Raw genomic sequence first — 16,197 nt, forward strand, 5'->3', positions numbered from 1 at the left:
AACTTCCGTTGACAAGAGGGGAGGCGATTTTGGAAATAGATGGAGCCGAAGTCCTCTCAGATCTTCGACAGCTGCCTGGCCGGCTTGAAGGGGATCTTTCGGACCCGCAGATTTGAGGGCAAAAGCCGGATAAGGGAAAAAGAAGCGAAGCCTCAAACTTCAACGAGAAGGTGCGAATCGAAACTGTGACTACACTGCGATCCGTTCTCCTTCTGAATAAGAAGTGGAAGTGAGATTCTGGTAAGTTACTGGATAATCGCTGGTTGTCAAATCCTGCCTTCTTTCCCCTTGTCAAACCTGTCTCCCCATGGCAAATTACCGGTTCCATTGAAATTATAATGAAAAATGAGAGGGGAGGGGCATGGCAATCAAAGATGTCGATGACCTTTATCTGCGGCGCAGCACTCCGGGCTTTGGCCCTGATGACCACTTCAAAAAAAGCGAACCATTCTCTGCTCCGGTGGAGGCCGATCCGCCCCCCTGGCGGGGCATTGCCACTGAAACCCTGCCGACCGATATCAAAAAACAACTGCCTTGCCACTACCGCGAATGGATCGTCGTCGACCCGGAGCAGGTGCGTCATCGTCGCGTTGGGAATGCGTTTGTCCTCTTCGCCGAGAGCCGGAAAGGATGGCGCGCCATCACCTCTCTGAGTGAGCTGTGTTTTGCTCAAAGGCACTTCGCGCTGGTGCGCAGGCAGAACCAGAATCACTCCCAATGCGGAGGAGGAATGAGTGGCTCCTTTAAGCGGTTCCAGGCATCGGAGCACCGCCGCAGCACTCCCCTTGTCTGTGCCGATCCCCCTCCTGGTGTGCGCATCAGCCACCCTCCCCATCGGGCTGCCCTTGCCGTTGGGGACCAGGGCTGTTTCCGCGGAAACGACATACTGAGGGTCAGCGGCGAAGCCTATGACGCCCATCGGATCCGGATTCAATGGCAGAATTTCAATACCGGTCAGCGCGGCTCTACACTGCAGAAGGCCAGCCCCTCTTTTGGCTCCTGCAGGTGGGAGGAGCTGATCGAAGGCTGTCAGCCGGGGCGCTATCAAATCAGCGTGAGGGCCGAGTCGCCAGGCGGCGTCTGTCATGATCGTGTCGAAGTGCGCATCGTGGAGGAGGTCGTTTCCGTCGCCGAAATCCTCTTCGAGACCCGCACCAACACCTTTCACCTGCTTCGCACCGAAGACCTTCAATTCTTTCAGGCCGCTGCCCGACCCTATGACGAGGCTGTCGCAGATCTTGAGAATGCCTACCAGCGAGGAGATCAAAAGGATATAGAAGCTGCCAAACAGCAGCTTGACCGCACTCTGGCGCCTTTGATCCACAGTGCCGCCGACAGCAGCACCCTCACCGAAGTCATCGGCTTTCGCGGCGCGCGTTATACCTATCTTGATGCGGGGGATCTCAAGCCCCATTGGCGCCGTCATCGCATCGAGGATATGACCCAGAACACCCTGCTCACCGACGGCGAATTCGATCTTGATAAACTCAAAGACGCGTTCGGCGATAAAAAGGCGCAGCTGACCTGGGAACTGGTAGATCCCTGCAGCCGCACCCTCGCAGACTGGGCGCGGGGCTTCAATGCACGTACCGCCACCATGCTTCTGCCGCCGGACAACCCCAACCGCCGCTTCGATGTCAGCCCCCAGGCCCAGCTGATGCGCTATACCCATGGCGCCTCCCTCAAAGGAAATATCGACTTTTCAAAACGCCGCTTCGGCTTGACCGGAGAATCGCAGGTGACGCTGTCGCTGGCCGAAGGGCGAGCCGATTTCAATGCCTATGTGCCGCGCGAAGAAGGGCACGCGCTGCGTTTCGAATATACAGTGGCAAGCGGCCCGCGCCGGGGTGAGACCAAGAGGTTTGACTGCGGCCACATCCGTGCCAGGCTGCAGTCCGCCCTCAGTGGATTTGCCGGTGCCAGCCTGCAGGCCGGTGTGGGTGTTCATTTTGATGTCGCGTCGGGCGGCCAGGTTGAGTTGCGCGGGGCCACCCGCAATGACCGGAACGAGGAAGACGCTACTGTGGATATGGGCGGCGAGGCCTTTGCCGGGCTTAAGCGCGGCTGCGAAGTCAGCGGTGCCGCTGAATGGCGTAACCCGGAGAGTAACCACCAGTGGGGTGTGCTGGCTGAGGTGGGTGTCCAAGGCACTGCCGGGGTTGGAGCAGGAGCCAAAGGCGATTTTTTCATCGAGTACGAAAATGGCCGGTTCCTCATTCGCGCCAAGGCATACCTGATCTGGGGAGCCGGCGGCGGGGGCGGGATTCTGTTTACCGTCAATGGCAAGACCATTGCCGAGTTCTGTCAGTTCATCTATCACCAGCTCAAGAACAATGACTTCAATTTCATGGATTTCATGAATGAGGATGCCTTCAGGTATTTCGACACATTGCGAACCTATTTACTGCTGGCAAGCGAGCGACTGGAGACTGTGTACGAAGAAGGTGAAGATGCGCTTCGTCGGATGAGAATGACGGTGAAAGAGTTTCTTGAGTCCCTTCAAGTAGAAAACGTAGATCAGAAAAGGGCTGCTCTGCTGGCCGATCGTATTTTAAATTCCCGGGATCTGGTCTTGTTCCTGCCGCCGGAGGGCAAGGGCAGACTTCTGAAGGCCCTGTGTCACCGCCCCTGGTTTTCCTTCAATACGGAGCAGGAGCAGGCCATCATCGCCGTGTTACGTACCATCCAGACCTGGAACGAATACAAAGAGGTCATGGAGCACCTGACGGTTGACGGTAGCCGCATTGCGTTGGGCGAGCACGCCTGGAAACAAGGGGAACAGGTGCTGTGGGATTTTCTGGGACTGGCAAACAGGATGAGGCTGCAGTATGAGCAGCTGAAGCTTCTACTGCAGACAACGTCCCGCCTGCCGGTGCAGCCGCAAATTCATACCGCAGCTGTGCGCGACAACGGCTTGGGTCTGGCATAGGAAAAGGAAGGGCGGACAATGAGATCGTACGTTGTTTTGGTATGTTTATCGGTCGTGATGTTTTTGGGGCAAATGTCTTATGCTGATGACGATCCTTCAAAAGAGGTAGAAACACTCATCGAGCGCACCCTGAAGAATATGGTTTTCGTAGAAGGGGGTGCGTTCATGATGGGAGATTCCGAAGAGGAAATGATAGCTGCTTTCGGCGATATGGCTTTTTATTACTACCTGCCATGCCGTGATAATCGCCCCGCTCACAAAGTCGTTTTGAACGATTATTACCTGAGCAAATATGAAATTACTTTTGGGGGACATGACCTTTATTCAGCAATAGCCCAGCTTGAACCGGCCTTGCCCGGTGAAGTGGGTAACCCTTGGCGAGGCGGGCCTGATCACCCAGCGCGAGTGAGTTGGGCGCAAGCCAATGATTACTGTGCATGGTTAGGCGAGCAGACCGGTCTTCCCTTTGCCCTGCCGACTGAGGCGCAGTGGGAGTTTGCCGCTCGCAGCCGCGGCAAAGTCGTGCCTTTTGCCACCGATACCGGTTATGTTGAACGAGGGGTGAATTATCCCGAATCCGCCTATTGGCCAGGTCCGGTTGGGCAATTTCCTCCCAATCCGTTAGGTCTCCATGACATGAGCGGCAATGTGCACGAATGGGTTGCCGATTTTTATGACCCCGACTATTACAGTCGGTCGCCGGTGGATAATCCCCAGGGTCCGCAATCCGGTGAAAGCAAAGTGTATCGAGGGGGCGGTACGGGTAATTCTCCCGGGGGTAGCAGTACCATAATACGGGGGGAAGGGCGTTATACGGAGGAGTATTCTCGAGCAGGTTTTCGTTGTGTCATCAACACCAGTGAGCCGTTGCCGATACATGAACTGGCGACAGAAAATAACATCCAATAATGGGTGAATGATGCGATTTGCCGTCATTTGTTTGTCATTCTTCCTGTTCGCTTATCTGATCGCCGGAGGTGCCCCTCGGGCTGACAATGGTCATGCCGAAAACGTGGCGGTACTCATCGAGCGCACCCTGAAGAATATGGTTTTTGTAGAAGGGGGTGCGTTCATGATGGGGGATCAGAAAACCACCTTCATAAATGCTTTTGGTGAAGAAGAATACGGCTATTATCATCCGGCCTATACCGATGCTCGCCCAGCCCACCAAGTTTTGCTGAACGACTATTACCTGGGAAAATTCGAAGTGACCTTCGGCGAACATGATATGTTCACCGCCGCCACCGGGCGGGAGCCGACCGAGGCGGAACAGATGGGCAAGCCCTGGCGTCAGCTCGATACGCCCGCCTATGTCAATTGGCAGGACGCCCACGCCTATTGCGCGTGGCTCGGCGAACAGACCGGGCTGCCGATCAGCCTGCCGACCGAGGCGCAGTGGGAGTTTGCAGCCCGCAGCCGCGGCAAAGTCGTACCCTTTGCTACCGATACCGGTTATATCGAACGGGGTGTGAATTATCCCGAATCAATGGATTGGCCTTTACCGCCCGGGCAATTCCCTCCCAACCCATTGGGGCTCTACGATATGAGCGGCAACATCTCCGAGTGGGTGGCCGACTGGTATGCACCCGATTATTACACCCGCTCGCCGAAGCAAAACCCCCAGGGGCCACAGAGCGGCGAAAAAAAGGTCTATCGCGGCGGCAGCGTCTTCAACTCCCCCGGAGGCAGCAGCACGGTGATCCGCGGCAAGGCCAAGCCGGATCTGCCGTATGCGTCAGGCGGATTTCGTTGCGCCATCAACACCGGGGAGCCGTTGCCGGTAGACTGATGGTGCGAAGGTGGGGGGAGCGTTTTTGGTGGACGCCCAACCTGTCTTTCGCAAAAGGCGCTGCCTATCATTTCGCCAACGCCTTGTCGATGTCTTCCGTTTTGCCGATCATGATGAGGACATCACTGTCTTTGATGACATGGTCCGGCTTGGGCACCACGATAAACTCATCCGTCAAGACATCCTTGATTGCGACGACGTTGATCTGGAATTTGTTTCTCAGGTCCAGGTCTGTGAGTGATCTGCCGATAAAATGGGAAGGCGGTCCTGCCTCGGAGATCGAATACTCTTCCGCCAGAGGGATGTATTCCATGACGTTTGGGCTGGACAGGGAATGGGCGATTCTTATCGCCATATCTTTTTCGGGATAGATGACGTCAGTCGCCCCGACGCGCTCGAGAATCCGGCCATGATCTTCGCTGATCGCCTTGACCAGGATGCGTGGCACTTTGAGTTCCTTGAGGAAGAGGGTGATCAATGTCGAAAGGTGGGAACGCTCACCGGTCGAGACGATTGCCGCATCCATTTCGCCGACTCCCTGGGCGCTCAGAAATTCTTTACTGGAAGCATCGCCGACCAGAGCATAGCTGCAATGGTCCTGAATCTGCTGAATTCGTTCGGAGTCGACATCGATGGCGACCACTTCGTGCCCCTCGTCGAAAAGGGTGTCCGCGATGTGGAAACCGAAATTTCCGACCCCAATGACACAAAAGCGTCTTTTCATCTGATCTCTCCTTTTATTCCTTTACCCCACCATGACATTTTCTTCAGAGTAGCGAGGCGCATGCCGGCGTGTTGTCCCCGCAATTGCGAAGGCCACTGTCAGCAGTCCCACACGTCCGACAAACATCAGGGCGATAACGATCATCTTGCCTGGTGCCGTCAGCTCACCGGTGGCGCCCATGGATAAACCCACAGTTGCAAAAGCCGAAACGGTTTCGAAACTGAGGGAAAGAAATTCCTTGCCGGCCGATTCCATAGGGGCGGTTGTTTCCTGGGCGATGAGCAAACTGAAGAGGGCGATTCCAATCAGAATGATGGCCAGTATGACCAGTGCCAGTGCTTTGGTGACCGCTTCATTCGGGATCGTGCGTTTAAACACGTTGGTGTAAGGGCTGTGCTTGAGTCGCGAATAAAAAATGCAGAAAAATAAAGCGAGGCTGGTGGTTTTCACCCCGCCTCCGGCGGAGCCGGGAGAGGCGCCGATAAACATCAGGAACATGAGTAGAAAAAGCGTGGGTGCCGCGAAGGCGTTGAGGTCGATGGTATTGAAACCGGCGGTTCGTGCTGTGATCGACTGGAAAAAAGAGGTCCACAGCCCTTCCATGAAAGGCAGGCCAGCCAGGGCGTTGTCGAATTCAAGGAAACCGATCATGGCAGTGCCGTAAATGATAAGAAAGAATGTGGTTATCAGGACAAGACGGGTGTGCAGGGACATCCGGGCATTCTTCTTGCGCCGGCCCAGGGCGAATTCAAGAACTTCGTGGATAACCAGAAAACCGATTCCTCCCAGGATGATGAGCGTCATGACGGTGAGATTGACCAGGGGGTTGGCCCGGTAGCCGACAAGGCTGTCGCTGAACAGCGAGAAGCCGGCATTGCAGAAGGCCGAAATAGAGTGAAACAGGGCGCACCATGTGCCGTCGAGCCACCCCTGCTCCGGAACGAACACCGCGCAGAGCAGGGCCGCTCCGACACCCTCGATGATCAGTGTCAGGAAAATCACCCCTTTGATCAGCTGTCGCCAGGAGTTTATCGGTGTGTGCAGCAGCGTGTCCTGAATCAGCCTGCGGCCGCGGAGACTGACGCCGACACGCAGATAGATAAAAAGGTAAACTGAAAACGTCATTATTCCGAGCCCGCCGATCTGTATCAGCGCCAGCACCACCCCTTGACCAAACATACTCAGCCGGGTGCCCGTGTCCACGACGATCAGGCCGGTGACGCACTGGGCCGAAGTGGCGGTGAAAAGTGCGTCGAGGAATGAAAGCCGTGGTCCTTGAGTGGCCAGGGGCGTGGAGAGCAGAAGGGTGCCGAGAAAAATTGCGAGCGCATAGTAAATGATCAGTGATTGAGCGGGGGAGGGGTTTTTGATTTTATAGCTGGATAAAGATTTCATGCTCGACGCCTGAAAAATTGGTTTGTTGAAGGCTATTATGACAGAGGAGAAGACTCTGCAAAGCAGGCCAATTTTTTTATCGCCTCTTTATATCAGTCTGCTGGTGTTGCTAAGAAGGAAAATTTTGACCTGATTTACGAACACCAGCCATGGGGAGAGACAATTCCAAAGGATTTTCCCGTTTAATGCTTCGGCTGAAGTTTCTCGGTGGAAGGGATGCAACATCAGGAGAGAAAAATCGAGGGGAAGATTCAAAGCGGTTGTTTTCGGCAACGGAACATGTTAAAAAAATGCCCTGTTGAGCAAGGTTGGCGGCGATGCACGAGGTACCGACAGAGATGGCCGAACAGGAGGCCGACGCATTTTACATGCGCAAGGCCATGGATGAGGCCCACGCCGCTGAAAAATTGGGAGAGGTGCCCATCGGAGCGGTGATTGTGCACCAGGGGCGGATCATCGGCAGCGGCTTTAATCGCCGCGAGACCAGCAACGATCCGACCACTCACGCCGAAATGGTGGCGATCCGTGAAGCGGCCGCGCACCTGGACTCCTGGCGACTGCTCGATACCACCCTGTATGTGACCCTTGAACCCTGCACCATGTGCATGGGGGCGATCATCCTGGCGCGCATTCCCCGGCTGGTTTATGCCTGCCGTGATCCACGCGCCGGTGCGGTCGGGTCCATCTACGATTTTTCCCGGGACGAGCGCTTCAATCACCGGGTCGCAGTGACCGAAGGGGTGCTGCAGGAAGAGTGCAGCGCACTGCTGAGCGGATTTTTTCGCCAGCTGCGCGAACAGAAGCGAAAACTCAAGATCGAGAATTGATTTCTTCGAAAATATCCCCTTGCGGAGGGGTGTCCGAGAGGTCGAAGGTGACAGACTCGAAATCTGTTGTACCGCAAGGTACCGTGGGTTCGAATCCCACCCCCTCCGCCACATTTTTTTCAGGGAGAGTCGAGTCGACTTTCCCTTAAAGGTTCATCAACGAGAAGGCCGCCTTCGCATTGACGAGGGCGGCCTTCTCGTTGTTGGTACAAACGCCTTGGGGGGTTCTGGAGAAAAAAGAAACGGTTGTTTATCGCAGAAATCGAATTTCATGTTGCGAGGGGCATTTCGCTGTGTCTCTGTTACAATAGCCGATAACTCTGGCTGTTAAAAAGGAGACTGATATGAAAAAAATACTGTTTTTGCTGACTGTGCTGCTGGTTTTTCCCCTCGTTGTGTCAGCTCAGCAGTTCGAGCCGCGCCCGGGACTGAAGGTTATTCTTCCAAAGGTCTCCGATGACTGGCAGGCAGGCACCGAAGCGCCTGCGGATCTGCTCGAGCACATGATTGAACATCTGCGGGAAGATGCGGCTCGCAACGGGCAGTCCCCGACCGAGGAGCAGTTGCGCAGGGCGGCGCAGCAACGGCTGGCGACCAACGAGCTTTTCGTATTCAATCCCGAGACCGGGGCGCACCTCCTGATCAGTTTCAGTGAACTGGAAAAAGACGAAGCGCCACCTTCGATGCGCGCCATTGAATTGTCGGCCCGGTATGCCGCCGACGGTGTAGTGGATGAAGGATGGGAGAATGTCAAAGTTCGCCAGGACTCTGCTCAGATTGACGGCGCCCGCAGTGCACAGCGCTTTGAGATCGATTACAGTCACGAAGGGAAAGACAGCCGTTTTGTCGGCGTGGTTGGTTTTGCTGCGCCCTACTGGTTCTGGCTCTATGCCAACGACCATCTGGCTGACCCGGAAGATCGCCAGGTGATCGAGACGCTGCTGTCCGACATCCGCCTTCAGGTAGAGCGGCCGAACTGATTACAGAAAAAGCAGCAGGCTGACCGCCATCACCACCATGCCGCTCACCAGGCCATAGAGGGCATGGTGGTGGCGGCCGTATTCGTGTGCGCCGGGGAGCAGTTCGTCGAGAGAGATAAACACCATGATGCCTGCTACCGACGCAAACAAAACCCCGAACAGCACATCGTTCATAAAGGGATAGAGCAGGAAATATCCCAGCATGGCACCGGCCGGTTCAGAGAGTCCGGATAGGAACGAAAGCTGAAAAGCACGCAGACGACTGCCGGTGGCATAAAAAACCGGGATCGAGACGGCGATTCCCTCCGGAATATTGTGCAGTGCGACCGCCACCGCCACCGGCAATCCCAGGGTCGGGTCACGCAGCGCCACGGTAAAAGTCGCCAGCCCTTCGGGGAAGTTGTGAATGGCGATGGCCAGCGCTGAGAGCATCCCCATGCGCAGCAGCCGGTCGTCCGCTGGGCCGCTGCCGCCGCGGATTTCTTCCAGACGATGGGCTTCGTGAGGGTTTTCGTGGCTTGGAACCAACTTGTCGATCAGGCCGATCACCAGCATCCCGCCGAAAAATGCGCCCACCGTGACCCAGGAGCCCGCACGAATTCCGAGGCTGCCCACCAGCGGTTCTTTCGCTTTGAATAAGATTTCCACAAACGAGACATAGATCATAACTCCGGCGGAGAACCCAAGGGCGATGGCCAGCATGCGGGTATTGGTTTTTTTCGCCAGAAAGGCTGCCGCACTGCCGATGCCTGTTGCAAGACCCGCAAAAAGGGTCAAGCCGAAAGCCCATAACACATTCTGCTCAAACATTGAGATCATAGCCTCGCTTTTTTTGACTGATATTGCACTGATTGTCCTTTCCCTGTCCCCCGGTGAGGATTCGATGCAACCCACTGGAAAATCTGTGCGGTTGCGCTATTATTAACCGCATTGTCAGTGGATTGCAAAAGGTGTCTTTCCACAAGCCATGATGCCAGGATTCCGGCCGGAAAGGGGGTGGCGTCTGTACTGTTTGACCGGGAGGGCGTTTTTAAGACGATTGATATCAACCAGGGAGGTTTCATGATGCATTGGGGGAAATTTTTCTGTTTTGTTTTTATGAGCACACTGTTTTTAACAGGTTCCTCATCCGATACCTGGGGGGCGCCGGCCAAGCCGAGCCAGGCCACCGAAACCTGCCTGGCCTGCCATCGCGCGGTGACACCGGGGATCGTTTCCGACTGGGAGAACAGCTACCATTCCACGAGTACACCGGCTGCGGCATTGGAGAAGGCCAAGCGTGAGCGGCGCATGTCGGCTGCGCAGGTTTCTGATGAAGTTTCCGGCCATGTGGTCGGTTGTGCCGAATGCCACACCGCAAATCCTGACGCCCACCCGGATACCTTCGATCATAACGGTTTCAAGGTGCACACCGTGGTGACTCCGGCCGACTGTGCGGTCTGTCATCCTACCGAGGTCGACCAATACAGCCATAACATCATGGCCCAGGCTTATGGCAATCTTAACCACAATCCGGTCTATCACGACCTGGTGGAGATGAGCATCGGCACGCAGAAGTTTGCCAATGGCGAATTGTCGGTGGATCCTCCCAATATCGACACTGAGAGCGACGCCTGCAATTACTGCCACGGCACGGTGGTAGAATTCCAGGGGCTGGAGGAACGTTCGACCGGCATGGGGACCATGTCTCTGCCGAAGTATTCCGGCTGGCCCAACCAGGGTGTCGGGCGCATCAACCCTGACGGAACCAAAGGCAGCTGTGCCGCCTGCCATACGCGTCACAATTTCTCCATCGAAATGGCGCGTAAGCCTTATACCTGCGGTGAATGCCATAAAGGGCCGGACGTGCCCGCCTATAAAGTGTATATGGTCAGCAAGCACGGCAACATTTACAATTCCCATTGGAAGGATTGGGATTTCAAGGCCGTACCCTGGGTCGCCGGTGAAGATTTCACGGCACCGACCTGCGCGACCTGTCATGCCTCACTGGTTGTGACGCCGACAGGAGAGGTGATCAGCGAGCGCACCCATCAATTCAACGACCGCTCCGCGTGGCGTATTTTCGGCCTGCCTTACGCTCATGCCCATCCGAAAGATGCGGATACCACTAAAATCAAGAACAGTGACGGGTTACCGCTCCCGACTTCGCTCGACGGCACCCCTGCAACGGAATATCTGATCGATGAGAACGAGCAGAATAAGAGGCGCGCGACCATGAAACGTGTCTGCTCTGCCTGTCACAGCGAAGGTTGGACAAACGGGCATTTCGAGCGCTTTGAAAACACAATACAGATCATGAACGAGAAGACGCTGACCTCCACCGGCATTCTGCTGGAGGCCTACAACAGCGGAGTAGCCAACGGGCTGGCTGACGGCGACAGCCTGTTCAATGAAGCTCTTGAGAAAAAATGGGTAGAAACCTGGCTGTTCTACGCCAATTCCACCCGCTTCAGCTCGGCCATGGCCGGTGCCGACTACGGCGTGTTCGCCAACGGCCGCTGGTATATGAACAAGACGATCGCCGAGATGGCCGACTGGCTGGAGATGCTCAAGAAAATTCACGATGACGAGGATTGAAAGCGGAACGGAAATTCATTGAATCCGTAGGTTGTTAAAAAGCCCGGCCGCCGAAGAAGGTGGCCGGGCTCTTTAATTTTGGCGACTTCATGGATGGGGAAACTGTCTGCTGTATTGCTCCTCCTGCTCGGGGCTGCCGATCAGAATCAGTTTCATCCCGTGGGCAAGGCGGGTTTCGGGCGGTGGAACGACGAGGGGCTCTTGCCCGCTTTCAGTTTCGAGCGCGACGATGGAGCAGCCGGTGCGCGGGCGGATGCGTGATTCTGTGATGGTCATACCGGCTAATTGCGCTGGCAGCGGGCGGCGAAAGACATTGATGCCTTCAGTCAGGAATGCGGAGACTTTCGACTCTATGATGTTGAACAGGATGTTGGCACCGACCGATGGGGCGTCCTCTGTTTCATTGGGAAGTCATGGGGACGGGAAACTATGCCGGAGCGATCTGCGGGCGTCAACCTTTGTGGAGTGAAATCAGTTGACTCGGCAGCAGATTGCGCTAACCTGAAAGCAAAAATACAAGAAAGGGAGTTAAGTCTATGGCTGAAAATGATTGCACCAATCCGGAAGAACACTGTGAATTGCATGCCTGCCAGTTGCAGTTCAAGGACAGAAATCCCGAAATCGACAAGATCTTTGAAGATCCGCGCTATGCCTGCGCCAACTGTGGGGTAAAAGTGCATAACGCTGATAATGTCTGCATCCCCAAGCCGCTCTAAATTCTCCTACGACTCTCCTCTGGCAACACTCACTACGGGGCGCTCTGCATGACAGGGCGCCCCGTTTTTTCGTGCAATCCGCTGAATAAACATTCGCCCCCCCCCCTTGACACCAGGGGTGAATTCAGATAGGTATTGGTCCGACCAAAGACGGGGGCTGAGGCAGAGGTTTAGCCAAAATTCAGCTAAAAAGCATCTTGTGTTATTTTTTATCACGACAAAGGTACGACCTTTATGGAAGAAAAACAGGAAAAAAAAGATATGCGCAAGCATACTCTTCGGTTCTCTCCGGCCAAGGTAGGGCGTGCCGGCGAAGATGTGGCGCTGCAGATTGAGGCTGCCATAATCGGCGGCCAGATCGCCCCCGGAGAGGGGCTGCCCAGCGAGCGCGAGCTGCAGAATCAGTTCTGCACGGGGCGCGGGGTGATTCGCGAAGCACTGCGGGCTTTGAAGCAGAAAGGGTTGATCGAGATCCGCAAAGGGGCGCACGGCGGTGCCTATGTCAAGCAGATCGAGGTGGGCCAGGTCAGTGAATCCCTGGCACTGTTTCTCAAGCAGAACCATATCAGCCCCGAGCACCTGATCGAGTTTCGCGAGAGCATTGATCGCACCATTACCACCCTGGCCATTGCCCGCGCCACACCGGAAGAGAAAACCGCACTGGTAGAGGGGGCGGCGCGTCTGCGGCAGTTTCTCGATGTAGACGAGCCCGATATGGATGCTTTGAGTGAAATGGACCGCGAGTTGAACATTCGCCTGGCACGCATGACGGGCAACCCCATTTTCGAATGGGTGATGCAGGCGATTCAGCTGGGCTTCAGCTCCAATGACTACGCCCTGTACCAGAATCGTGATTACCGGGAAAAAACCATTGCCAATTGGAATGACACGGCACGGGAAATCGCCGCAGGCGAGCCGCTGCGCGCCCTGTCGTTCATCGGCAACCATTATGTTCTTCTGCAGCGCTGCGTGCAGGAGCAGAGAGAATCACGCAAGGGTGAGATAGAGCCCAAAGACGACGGGCTGGAATAAAGAGCGTCTGAAACCGAGTGAACAGAGGAGAGTACATTATGGCGACACAACAATATGACTACATCATCGTGGGCGGCGGTTCCGCCGGCAGCGTTCTGGCCAATCGCCTCAGCGTCAACCCGGATAACAAGGTGCTGGTGCTGGAAGCCGGTCCCCCCGATTACAAGCTGGATTTCCGCATTCACATGCCGGCGGCTCTGACCTACCCGCTGCAGGGCAAAACCTACAACTGGTGGTATGAGTCCGATCCCGAACCCCATATGCACAACCGCCGCATTTACCAGCCGCGCGGCAAGGTGCTGGGCGGCTCGAGCTGCATCAACGGTATGATCTACATTCGCGGCAACGCCATGGATTATGAAAAGTGGGGGAAAAACGAAGGGCTCGAAAAGTGGGATTACGCCCATTGCCTTCCCTATTTCCGCAAGTTCGAAACCCGTCTCAAGGGGGCTGATGAGTACCACGGTTCCAACGGACCTCTCTATCTGACCACGCCCCGTTGTGAAAATCCCCTGTTTGACGCCTTTTTTAAAGCCTCCGAGCAGGCAGGCCACCCCCTGGTAGCGGATGTCAACGGCTATCAGCAGGAGGGGATGAGCCCCTTCGATGCAACGATCTATCGCGGGCGTCGCTGGAATGCGGCCCGGGCCTATGTGCACCCGGTAAAAAACCGCGAAAATCTCACCATCCACTGCCGCAGCCTGGCGACCCGTATCCTGTTCGAAGGCAACAAGGCGGTGGGGGTAGCCTATACCAGGGGCGGCAAGAACGAGAAGGCCTACGGCGGCGAGATCATCTGCTGCGGCGGTGCGATCAATTCCCCGCAGTTGCTGCAGCTCTCCGGCATCGGCAACGGCGCGGAGCTGAAAAAACTCGGCATCGACGTGGTGCAGGATCTGCCGGGGGTCGGCGAAAACCTGCAGGATCACCTCGAACTCTACGTACAGTATGCCTGCCGCCAGCCGGTCAGCATGTACCCGGCGCTCAAATGGTACAACCAGCCCAAGATCGGCTTCGACTGGCTGTTCAAGCGCAAAGGCGCTGCGGCGACCAATCATTTCGAGGCCGGCGGATTTATCCGCGGCAATGACAGGGTCGAGTATCCCAACCTGCAGTTCCATTTCCTGCCGATCGCGATTCGCTACGACGGTTCGGCACCCAAGCAGGGGCATGGTTTCCAGCTGCATGTGGGACCGATGAACTCGGATGTGCGCGGTCGCGTCAAGATCAAATCCGCCGATCCCAAGCAGTATCCCAGCATCCTGTTCAATTATCTCTCCACCGAGCAGGAGCGTCGCGAATGGGTCGAGGCGATCCGCTGCTCGCGCAACATCATCGAGCAACCGGCCTTCGACGCGCTGCGCGGGGCCGAGCTGGCGCCGGGCAAAGAGGCGCAGACGGACGAGGAGATCCTTGATTTCGTGGCACGCGAAGGGGAGAGCGCCTACCACCCCAGCTGTACCTGCAAGATGGGTTACGACAAGCAGGCGGTGGTTGATGCAGACCTCAGGGTGCATGGCGTGGAAAACCTGCGGGTGGTGGATGCCTCGGTCATGCCGAGTATCACCAACGGCAATATCTACGCACCGGTCATGATGATTGCGGAAAAAGCCGCCGACACGATTCTCGGCAATACGTTGGAAGAACCGTCCAGAGCAGGATTCTATCGGTATGACCGCAAAAAATCAGGAGCCACTAAAAAGTGATTGAAAAACGTATGTATGTCGATGGGCAATGGGTGGATGCACGCTCGGGGAAAACCCGCTCCATCATCAACCCTGCCAATCAGGAAGTGATTGCCGAAGTGGCGGAAGGGGGGCGCGAGGATTCCCGCGTCGCCATTGCCGCCGCCCGTCGCGCCTTTGATCAGGGCGACTGGCCGCGCACACCTGCCAACGAACGTGGCGCGCTGGTGTATCGCCTCGGCGAACTGGTGGCGCGCGAACGCGAGGAGCTGGCGCGCCTTGAAACCCTTGATACCGGCAAGACCCTTGAAGAGAGCCGCTGGGATATGGACGATATCGCCGGCATCTTCAAATATTACGGCGGCCTGGCTGACAAGGACGGCGGCGAGAGCATCGCTTCGCCGGTGCCCGATTCCTCCAGCACCCTGGTGCGTGAGCCGGTGGGGGTCTGCGGCCAGATCTCCCCATGGAACTACCCGCTGCTGCAGGCGTCGTGGAAGATGGCACCGGCGCTGGCTGCCGGCTGCACTATCGTTATGAAACCGAGCGAGATCACCCCGCTGACGACGATCAGAATCACCGAACTGGCTCAGGAGGCGGGTTTCCCCGCCGGCGTGGTCAACACGGTGCTGGGCGAAGGCGCAGAAGTGGGGGCCGAGCTGGCGGAAAGCCCCCAGGTTGACCTGATCAGCTTTACGGGAGGCATCACAACCGGCAAGCAGGTCATGCGCGCCGCTTCCGGCAACGTGAAAAAAGTAGCGCTGGAGCTGGGGGGCAAGAATCCCAATATCATCTTTGCCGATGCGGATTTCGATACCGCCCTTGATTACGTGCTCAACGGTGTCTTCTTCCACGCAGGGCAGATCTGCTCCGCCGGCGCACGCGTGATGGTGGAAGAGCCGCTGCACGACCGCCTGGTGGAGGCCCTGGCGCAGCGCATAAAGCGCATCGTCGTGGGGGATGGTTTCAACCCCGACAGCCGCATGGGGCCGCTGATTTCCGCCGAGCATCGTGACAAGGTTGAACGCTATGTCGAGGTCGCACAGCGGGAAGGGGCGAATCTGGTGCTCGGCGGCCGTCGCCCCGAGGCGGATCATCTGCAGGACGGCTTCTATTATGAACCGACCCTGTTCACCGGCTGCAGCAACGACATGAAGATCGTGCAGGAAGAGGTGTTCGGGCCGGTCATCACCATCGAGAAATTCTCGACTGAGGATGAAGCGGTGGCGCGCGCCAACAGCACCATCTACGGTCTGTCGGCCGGCTTCTGGACCCGCGACCCGGACCGCATTCAGCGCATGAGCCGGGCGCTGCGCTTCGGTACCGTGTGGGTCAACGATTTCAACGTCTATTTCACACAGGCCCCCTGGGGGGGCTACAAACAATCCGGCCTCGGCCGGGAACTGGGGAAGATGGGCCTCGAGGAGTACACCGAGGTCAAGCACGTCTACCAGAATTTTAACGCGAAACCCTTGAACTGGTTCGGCGCCTGAGCAGGCTTGCGCCCCGGGTTTTCCCCACCCGACGGCCGCGCTGCGACAGG

The 16,197-nt window shown here is 56.6% G+C and carries 14 protein-coding genes and 1 tRNA gene; 11 read left to right on the forward strand and 4 right to left on the reverse strand.

Annotation, left to right across the window (positions count from 1 at the left end; all coding sequences use genetic code 11):
* The first annotated feature begins 361 nt into the window (after window positions 1-361).
* The 3 genes from GSUB_RS01185 to GSUB_RS01195 are packed head-to-tail and all read left to right on the forward strand — an operon-like array spanning window position 362 to window position 4,718.
* Window positions 362-2,929, forward strand: a complete 2,568-nt coding sequence (locus GSUB_RS01185) for a hypothetical protein (RefSeq protein ID WP_040198817.1) — start codon at window positions 362-364, stop codon at window positions 2,927-2,929.
* 18 nt (window positions 2,930-2,947) lie between these two features.
* The gene (locus GSUB_RS01190; protein ID WP_084211641.1) at window positions 2,948-3,838 is read left to right on the forward strand and encodes a formylglycine-generating enzyme family protein; all 891 of its coding nucleotides are present in this window, start codon (window positions 2,948-2,950) and stop codon (window positions 3,836-3,838) included.
* A gap of 7 nt (window positions 3,839-3,845) precedes the next feature.
* Window positions 3,846-4,718, forward strand: a complete 873-nt coding sequence (locus tag GSUB_RS01195) for a formylglycine-generating enzyme family protein (RefSeq protein WP_084211643.1) — start codon at window positions 3,846-3,848, stop codon at window positions 4,716-4,718.
* Window positions 4,719-4,785: 67 nt separating this feature from the next.
* Here the strand turns inward: GSUB_RS01195 and GSUB_RS01200 are convergent, their stop codons facing one another.
* Together GSUB_RS01200 and GSUB_RS01205 are read right to left on the reverse strand one after the other, a co-directional pair.
* The gene (locus GSUB_RS01200; RefSeq protein ID WP_040198818.1) at window positions 4,786-5,442 is read right to left on the reverse strand and encodes a potassium channel family protein; all 657 of its coding nucleotides are present in this window, start codon (window positions 5,440-5,442) and stop codon (window positions 4,786-4,788) included.
* 21 nt (window positions 5,443-5,463) lie between these two features.
* Window positions 5,464-6,837, reverse strand: a complete 1,374-nt coding sequence (locus GSUB_RS01205) for a TrkH family potassium uptake protein (RefSeq protein WP_040198819.1) — start codon at window positions 6,835-6,837, stop codon at window positions 5,464-5,466.
* Window positions 6,838-7,154: 317 nt separating this feature from the next.
* On the opposite strand from GSUB_RS01205, the gene tadA reads away from it, so the two are divergent.
* The 3 genes from tadA to GSUB_RS01220 all read left to right on the forward strand — a co-directional run bounded on the left by tadA (window position 7,155) and on the right by GSUB_RS01220 (window position 8,644).
* Window positions 7,155-7,664, forward strand: coding sequence for a tRNA adenosine(34) deaminase TadA (gene tadA / locus GSUB_RS01210; RefSeq protein WP_235269864.1), 510 nt, complete (start codon window positions 7,155-7,157; stop codon window positions 7,662-7,664).
* A gap of 23 nt (window positions 7,665-7,687) precedes the next feature.
* A tRNA-Ser gene (locus GSUB_RS01215) sits at window positions 7,688-7,775 on the forward strand.
* Between the two features lie 233 nt (window positions 7,776-8,008).
* A complete protein-coding gene (locus tag GSUB_RS01220; RefSeq protein WP_040198820.1) occupies window positions 8,009-8,644 on the forward strand; it encodes a hypothetical protein in 636 nt (211 codons plus the stop codon).
* Here GSUB_RS01220 and zupT read toward each other — a convergent pair whose 3' ends face one another.
* Entirely contained in the window at window positions 8,645-9,454 is an 810-nt protein-coding gene (gene zupT / locus GSUB_RS01225; protein ID WP_144402064.1) for a zinc transporter ZupT, read from the reverse strand.
* Between the two features lie 252 nt (window positions 9,455-9,706).
* Between zupT and GSUB_RS01230 the strand changes: the two genes are divergently transcribed.
* A complete protein-coding gene (locus GSUB_RS01230; RefSeq protein ID WP_052465038.1) occupies window positions 9,707-11,221 on the forward strand; it encodes a multiheme c-type cytochrome in 1,515 nt (504 codons plus the stop codon).
* Between the two features lie 87 nt (window positions 11,222-11,308).
* On the opposite strand, the gene GSUB_RS18420 is transcribed toward GSUB_RS01230, so the two are convergent.
* The gene (locus GSUB_RS18420) at window positions 11,309-11,590 is read right to left on the reverse strand and encodes a cation:proton antiporter regulatory subunit (protein ID WP_084211645.1); all 282 of its coding nucleotides are present in this window, start codon (window positions 11,588-11,590) and stop codon (window positions 11,309-11,311) included.
* A 167-nt stretch (window positions 11,591-11,757) separates the two neighbouring features.
* Here GSUB_RS18420 and GSUB_RS01235 point away from each other — a divergent pair, with 167 nt between their 5' ends.
* The 4 genes from GSUB_RS01235 (at window position 11,758) to betB (ending at window position 16,147) form a co-directional block, all read left to right on the forward strand.
* Window positions 11,758-11,937 carry a hypothetical protein gene (locus tag GSUB_RS01235; RefSeq protein ID WP_040198822.1) on the forward strand — a complete coding sequence of 60 codons (180 nt, stop codon included), beginning with the start codon at window positions 11,758-11,760 and terminating at the stop codon, window positions 11,935-11,937.
* A gap of 261 nt (window positions 11,938-12,198) precedes the next feature.
* Complete coding sequence (locus GSUB_RS01240) at window positions 12,199-12,969, forward strand: FadR/GntR family transcriptional regulator (protein ID WP_052465039.1); 771 nt, start codon at window positions 12,199-12,201, stop codon at window positions 12,967-12,969.
* Window positions 12,970-13,007: 38 nt separating this feature from the next.
* Window positions 13,008-14,675, forward strand: coding sequence for a choline dehydrogenase (betA, locus tag GSUB_RS01245; protein WP_040198823.1), 1,668 nt, complete (start codon window positions 13,008-13,010; stop codon window positions 14,673-14,675).
* A complete protein-coding gene (gene betB / locus GSUB_RS01250) occupies window positions 14,672-16,147 on the forward strand; it encodes a betaine-aldehyde dehydrogenase (RefSeq protein ID WP_040198824.1) in 1,476 nt (491 codons plus the stop codon). Before betA ends, betB begins: the two co-directional genes overlap by 4 nt.
* The last annotated feature ends 50 nt before the right edge of the window (window positions 16,148-16,197 follow it).

The organism is Geoalkalibacter subterraneus (genome assembly GCF_000827125.1).
Lineage (GTDB): Bacteria > Desulfobacterota > Desulfuromonadia > Desulfuromonadales > Geoalkalibacteraceae > Geoalkalibacter_A > Geoalkalibacter_A subterraneus.